The 6,231-nt window shown below is 42.4% G+C and carries 6 protein-coding genes and 1 pseudogene; 2 read left to right on the top strand and 5 right to left on the bottom strand.

Features of this window, described 5'->3' with window-relative positions:
- Positions 1–490: 490 nt before the first annotated feature.
- A pseudogene (locus B3R91_RS06790) lies at positions 491–1,481 on the top strand (IS3 family transposase); the annotation flags it as partial.
- A 314-nt stretch (positions 1,482–1,795) separates the two neighbouring features.
- On the opposite strand, the gene B3R91_RS06785 reads toward B3R91_RS06790, so the two are convergent.
- Complete coding sequence (locus tag B3R91_RS06785) at positions 1,796–2,281, bottom strand: hypothetical protein (protein WP_286796941.1); 486 nt, start codon at positions 2,279–2,281, stop codon at positions 1,796–1,798.
- Positions 2,282–2,535: 254 nt separating this feature from the next.
- Between B3R91_RS06785 and B3R91_RS06780 the strand changes: the two genes are divergently transcribed.
- Positions 2,536–3,210, top strand: a complete 675-nt coding sequence (locus B3R91_RS06780; protein ID WP_191689830.1) for a hypothetical protein — start codon at positions 2,536–2,538, stop codon at positions 3,208–3,210.
- Between the two features lie 117 nt (positions 3,211–3,327).
- Here B3R91_RS06780 and B3R91_RS06775 read toward each other — a convergent pair whose 3' ends face one another.
- From B3R91_RS06775 to B3R91_RS06760, 4 genes are all read right to left on the bottom strand, one after another.
- Positions 3,328–4,071 carry a zinc-dependent peptidase gene (locus B3R91_RS06775; RefSeq protein WP_286796940.1) on the bottom strand — a complete coding sequence of 248 codons (744 nt, stop codon included), beginning with the start codon at positions 4,069–4,071 and terminating at the stop codon, positions 3,328–3,330.
- A 97-nt stretch (positions 4,072–4,168) separates the two neighbouring features.
- Entirely contained in the window at positions 4,169–5,161 is a 993-nt protein-coding gene (gene rhuM, locus B3R91_RS06770) for a RhuM family protein (RefSeq protein ID WP_286796939.1), read from the bottom strand.
- 106 nt (positions 5,162–5,267) lie between these two features.
- Positions 5,268–5,465 carry a helix-turn-helix domain-containing protein gene (locus tag B3R91_RS06765; protein WP_286796938.1) on the bottom strand — a complete coding sequence of 66 codons (198 nt, stop codon included), beginning with the start codon at positions 5,463–5,465 and terminating at the stop codon, positions 5,268–5,270.
- The gene (locus B3R91_RS06760) at positions 5,455–6,186 is read right to left on the bottom strand and encodes a cupin domain-containing protein (protein WP_286796937.1); all 732 of its coding nucleotides are present in this window, start codon (positions 6,184–6,186) and stop codon (positions 5,455–5,457) included. The genes B3R91_RS06765 and B3R91_RS06760 overlap by 11 nt, the downstream gene beginning before the upstream one ends.
- Positions 6,187–6,231 lie beyond the last annotated feature (45 nt).

The following is a 6,231-nucleotide window of genomic DNA, read 5'->3' as shown; positions in this document are numbered from 1 at the left end:
TGAATTGAAGACACGCCCTAAACTGTTTTTGATATAAATCCATAAATGCATAGCCTAAGACTCAAGTCCTCACTAGCAGACTGAGCTTCTTCCTAGAGATGTTACGTTAAATGGTTTTCATGCAAAAAAAGTCATCGGTTCGAGTGCTCGAAAATAGCTCTGCTATCATGAGAATAATACATAAGTTTAAGTTCCAAAAAACTATCTATAGAAATCTGCTATGACCCTCCCTAAAACCTCTTTAACACGTAAATATATCCTTTTTTAGCAGCAGCGATGCTGTCTGTGTCAGCTATGGTTACTGATTTTAGCCAAGTTCAACGCGAAGCTAATCAAGGTGATGCTGATGCCTAATATGTGCTTAGGATGATATACGTCAAAGGCGAAGGCGTGCGACTAAACACCATGACTACTAAAAAATGGTTTGAGCTATGCTGAAGAAACCGTAGAGGTAAATTTGGTAAACTAAGCGTATTAATCGGAGTTTATCATGACCAAGAAAGTAAGAACCTACTGTGACGAATTTAAAGCCGAGGCAGTCAAGAAGATAGCAGACAATAATGGCAATATCTCAGCGACTGCAAAGCAGCTTGGCATCGCCATGCAGACCTTATCTAATTGGCACAATAAAGCCAATCAAGGCAAGCTTATCAGCACTCAGCAATATGAACCTGATCTTATGGCAGCTATTCAAGAAATAAAGTAGCTCAAGCGACAACTTAAAGTTGCTGAAGAAGAGCGAGAGATATTAAATGAGGAGGGATAAAGCGGAGCATTGCTTCGCCCCGACGCAAGGGGAGAGCTATGCTCGAGTGAGGCGACGGCGTACTTTGCCAAGCACAGCTAGTAAAGTACGCCTTTATAAAAACTAATAGACAGGTCTTTAGTATCGTCTCTATGTGCCGTGTGTTAAGCGTCAAACCATCAAGCTATTACGACTGGAGTAGTCGCGATATCAGCGAGCAGCAGATACATCGCAACCATTGTGAGCTACTAGTTAAAGCCGCTCACAGTGAAAGTAAAGAACGTTATGGTTATGAACGTTTGCATGCAACACTCACCGAGCAAGGCCATGACATCACCTATATCTGGACAAATGAAGGTTGGCTGTATTTAGCAGGCGTTAAAGACTTATACATTAAAGAGCTTGTCGGTTACGCCATCATCAAACGCATGACAGCAGATCTAGTATGCAAAGTATTGAACATGGCCATCAAGAACAAACGACCCAGTAAAGGGCTAGTCGTTCACTCTAAAATAGGCAGCCAGTATGTAGCCACGCGTACCATAAGATCATCAAGCAGCCTCACTTTACAAGCTCAATGAGCGCTAAAGGTAACTGCTTTGACAACGCACCCATAGAAAGCTTCTGGGGCATATTGAAGAACGAACTAGTATATTACCAAGACTATAAAACAAGGTTTGCCGCTATTACCAATATCATTAGATATATCGAGTTGTACTACAATCAAACGAGGATGTTGATGAAGATGACTTTATGAATAGTTAGTAGGTATGAGAATTAATCAATCATCAACCAACCTTAATAAGGGTTTATCATATAATGATGACTCCATAAGCTTATCATCAGGTATTGTCTATTTAACATAATATACATTATGCGAAAACAAACCAACGGTCTTAAGAGTTATGTACACAACATTTTTATCTAACTTCATCTGTCATAATTGTCGTTCGTTTCTAGTCAAAATGAATTGTCTACAATGTCCATCTTTGCATTTAATATTAATACCATCACCGACTTTAAACTTTTCATTTAAAACTTCAGCGCCAGCTAACGACAATGCTCTAGCAAATACTCGCGTAAAGATTTTCCATCCTTATCTAGGATGACATCCGTCACTTGGCAAGCCACGTCATGACCAACGCTTTTACATGACAGTTCATAATACACATCATCGCCTTGTGCCAAACTGACTTGCACCAATCCTTGCTCGGTCACTGCAAATTGCTTATCTTGCTCATAATCAGGATCTTGCGAACTCCATAAAACATCATAACCAATATGACAAGACATTTGCTTTCTATCAAAATAATCCCGCTCAAGCTGCATGGCCGCTTTTAGCTCTGGGCTGCCATATTGGTGCAAAACCACTGGATAATCCTGACCCTGATTATCGATATCTTGTTGGTACATATCTGCGATGGTCGTGACTTTCATGGCAAACGTCGTCTGCAAGGCTTCTGTTAGATTGGCGGTCGCAGACATGGCAAAAAACCCTATGATTAACATCATGATAGAAAATATGGTTTTCTGCATGGCGCTCTCCATCGGCTACGACTTATGATGTATAATATTCATAAAAAAGAATATAAACTATCATTTTACGCTATTATTATGTCAATTAAGCTTTTAAACCAAAACCCCGTTTACACAGCAACATTATCAACTTTAGGCAGCTATGAGTACTATTGATAAATAATCGCTACTGATAAGCGAACACCGATGTAAACCAGTAATGACCTAGGTTTCAAGCTATTCTAATTTTAATAAGCTACGATAAGGATATTTTTATGAAGGCATCATCTCGTTTTAATATTTTTCAGTCAGGTTTGTATAAATTAACCACTGCTGCGTGCTTTGCTTCCATACTTTTCGCGACTGGCTGCTCATCTTCCGCTGAGTCTAGCGTCAAAATACCCAGCCAACAAAATGGCAACACCTCAGCACCCGTTGTCTCCGATATGAGCCAGCAAACGCTTAAGCAGCAAGCTTTACGTATCCAGCGAGCCCTAGCGAACAACGACTTTGCGCGCATTACCAACGACATTCATCCGACGCGCGGCGTGCGTTTTTCCATGTATGCCTATGTGCGCCCTGAGACTGATAAAGTCTTTAGCCGTGAACAATTCGCGCAGTACTTACAACAAGCCAAAATCCGCTTTACTTGGGGTGAACGTGATGGGTCTGGTGAGCCGTTAGTGATTCCGCTCCCAGAATACTTGGAAACATGGGTCGATGGCGATACCTATAACAATGCCAGTATCAGCGTTAACGAGTTTAAGCACAGCGGCAATATGATTAATAATTTAAAAGAAATTTATCCCAATTCTGAGTTTGTTGAGTTTTACCATAAAGGCTCAGAGCAATACTCTGGTATGGATTGGCGTATCCTACGCTTAGTGTTTGATGAGTACCAAGGCAAGCGCTATTTGGTCGCTATCGTCAATGAACAATGGACGGTTTAAGCAATTCTTATCTATAAAAACAATTGCTTACAGTCGTAAAAATCAATAACGGGCAGTGTGATTAAATCAATACACTGCCCTTTTTATTTGCTTTTATTGCTATATATTCACTTTTGATTAGAGCGGCGTTTGGCGAAAAAACTTCACCATTATGTCGTAAATATCAGGATAAGCCTCAATCAGCTTTTGCGGCGTTTCAAAAAACACCTCACTCAGTACTGCAAAAAACTCCGCAGGATTGGTCGCGCCATAACGGTCGAGACCTGATTTATGATGGCTTTGAAAATCCTCAAAATCTCGCGTCATAATTTCAGTCCAGCGCGCCGGATCCATATCCGGTTGCAGCGGCGGAAAGCCATTGGCACGACCATTTAGCATATCAAGCTTATGCACAAACTCATGAATGACGACGTTATGACCATCGCGCTCGCCTGAGTGTTTGGCATCCTTCCACGACAGAATAACAGGACCACGCAGCCATGCTTCGCCGCTACGGTGCTGACTGCCCTCATGGACAACCCCCAATTCATCGACAGTGGTGGTTTCGCTTTTATAAGAACCCGGATAAATAATAATGGCTGACCAGCCAGCGTACCACTCAAGGTTTAGGTTTAAAATAGGCAGGCAAGCTTGTAAGGCGATAGATTGCTTGACCGCGTCGGTAATCTCGAAACCTTGTGCGCCAGTAATCGACTTATCCGACAAAAATAACGTCGCCAGCTCAAACAGACGTATTAGCTCATCCTCGTCTAGCCTATCAAGTATCACAATACGCTTAGCCGCTTGCAGCCAGTCACCACGGGTAAACGCGCTGTTGTCCAATATGCGCTGCTCGCGCCAGTCTTTTATCATGCTAAACATAGTGAATTTCCTTTAATTTCGTCTTTAGACTGTGCTTTTTATTATTGGCGTTATGTATTTTTAATGGGTTAAATGGTGCTGACAATAAGCCTATTTATCAAGACTCTAAGGACAGCATGTTCATAATTAATTTAATCAAGGTTTCTTTTTGGTTGGGGTCAGACTCGGCAACCAACAAGGTTAATGCGGCAAGCCCGGTGTTATTGATGACCATGTCACCTTTATCATTGAGCAGTCGATTATTGCGATGCAGAAAATCTACAAACAAAAAAGCGCCGCTGCGTTTATTGCCATCGGTAAAAGGATGGTTTTTGACCATAAAGTACAGCAGATGCGCCGCTTTACTCTCGATGGTCGGGTATGCAGGCGCGCCAAACACCGTCTGCTCTAAATTACCCAGCACACTGTCCAAGCCATCACCGCGAGGCTTGGCAAATAGCTCAGTCGCCTCACCTCTATCTATCAGCTGTGCTTTCAAATCCGTCAGCGCTGCCATTGCCTCAGTTGGACTGGGTAAGATACCGCCCTCTTGCCCTGCGGGATCGTCAAGCAAGCCTTCATCATAGCGCTGTAACCATAAGAATGTCTGTGTATAACGGCTGATAATCTCAACCAAGCCGCGACCTTCATCGGTTTTCAGCTCGGGACTTTGCGCGGTTTTTCGAATTAAATTTAACGCTTGTTGTAGCTCGCTTGAATTTTTATCAAAGCGCTCTTGATTGAGCGTGTAGCCTTGGACCAAGTATTCACGTAAGCGCTGCGTTGCCCAGCGTCTAAACTGCACACCTTGGGGAGATTTGATGCGATAACCTACTGAAATGACGACATCTAAGTCATAAAACGTCACAGGACGATCAGAATTTGCAATATGCATTTTTTGCATATTGCTTTTTTCAGCGATTTCTTCCTCTTTTATGGCATTAGCAATGTGACGAGAAATCACCGATTGGTCACGACCAAACAGCTCGGACATTTGTGCTTGCGTGAGCCAGACAGTCTCTTGCTCGAAGCGAACGTCTACCTGTGCTTTTCCATCAGCGCTTTCATATATCTCTACTTTTGCCACGTCATCATTCATAACGTTAATCATCTCAGCTCTCCCCCAATCCTAATCCCAATATAAATGCTTGCGCTGTGGTTATTATTCTTAATAGGCAAATCATACAGCGACTGCATGACAGAGTACATAACAATGACTATTCTGTGCCTGTGCCTGGAGTATCTCGCGGCGTATAACCGAAATGCTGCTTATAAATACGAGCAAAGTAACCTTGGTCGCCGTAACCGACTTTATGCGCCACTTCATCGATGGTTATATAGCTTTTGGTTTTTAAAATATGATTGGCCTGCTTTAAACGTAGCTCTTTTACCCATTCCGAAAAACTATAGGGCATGCAAATAGACGTAATGCTCGATGCGCTTTAGGTGCACCGACTGTATGGACGAGCTGCTACTCATCATCACCTCTTTTGGGGCGCTCAATGTCAATACAATAAGATTAAGCAGCTGCTGCTCTAGGATTTTAACCTCTAAAGCCGCCAATCTATGCTGCTGAATTAGCTCTAATATCTGTCTAATTTGAAAAACCAGCAGCCTGCCAGCCCCTTCATCAATAGACAAACTGCGGGCAAACTGCCGCTCTATGGTACCCATTTGCGGGGTTAATAGCGCTAATGGCACCTTAATTACATATAACGATACTTCTTGCAGATGATAAAACTCATAAGGTAAGTTTGATAATTCAATAAAAAACTGACCCGGGCTTGAGGTTAATTGGCGGTTTTTTTGCGCAAAACGGACGCTACCGGTCACAGGAAAGGTGATTAAAATACTGTCGTCGCTACGGTTATTACTATTGCCGTGGTGACTAGACTGATGGCTCGCTAAGCTGCGTTTATAATATACGGTATTGGCATGATAATGAGACACGCCGATATCTAAAAGCTTGGCGTGTTGCAAGTAACCAGAAAACTGACTTGGCTGGCGAAAGCTGACATTGAGATCAAAATAGGTGTCATTGATGGTGCGCTTCCAATCAAACGCGTCTAATGTTTGTGCCGTGCTTATAGGAGGCGTTGAAGGTAACCATAAGGAAGGGGTTAATTTTGCATTCATCCTTGAATACTCTGTGTGTAAAAATAGCTATCACAAAATTGATAG

The sequence above is a fragment of the Psychrobacter sp. UBA6291 genome (assembly GCF_002439405.1).
Classification (GTDB): domain Bacteria; phylum Pseudomonadota; class Gammaproteobacteria; order Pseudomonadales; family Moraxellaceae; genus Psychrobacter; species Psychrobacter faecalis.
The sequence above is the reverse complement of the archived record's forward strand: the minus strand, read 5'-3'. Positions and strand labels throughout refer to the sequence as shown.

Excerpts from the sequence above, each read along its gene's own strand:
- B3R91_RS06785 (WP_286796941.1), bottom strand. The coding sequence starts at position 2,281 with ATGCAGAAAACCATATTTTCTATCATGATGTTAATCATAGGGTTTTTT.
- B3R91_RS06780 (WP_191689830.1), top strand. The coding sequence starts at position 2,536 with ATGAAGGCATCATCTCGTTTTAATATTTTTCAGTCAGGTTTGTATAAA.
- B3R91_RS06775 (WP_286796940.1), bottom strand. The coding sequence starts at position 4,071 with ATGTTTAGCATGATAAAAGACTGGCGCGAGCAGCGCATATTGGACAAC.
- rhuM (WP_286796939.1), bottom strand. The coding sequence starts at position 5,161 with ATGATTAACGTTATGAATGATGACGTGGCAAAAGTAGAGATATATGAA.
- B3R91_RS06765 (WP_286796938.1), bottom strand. The coding sequence starts at position 5,465 with ATGCCCTATAGTTTTTCGGAATGGGTAAAAGAGCTACGTTTAAAGCAG.
- B3R91_RS06760 (WP_286796937.1), bottom strand. The coding sequence starts at position 6,186 with ATGAATGCAAAATTAACCCCTTCCTTATGGTTACCTTCAACGCCTCCT.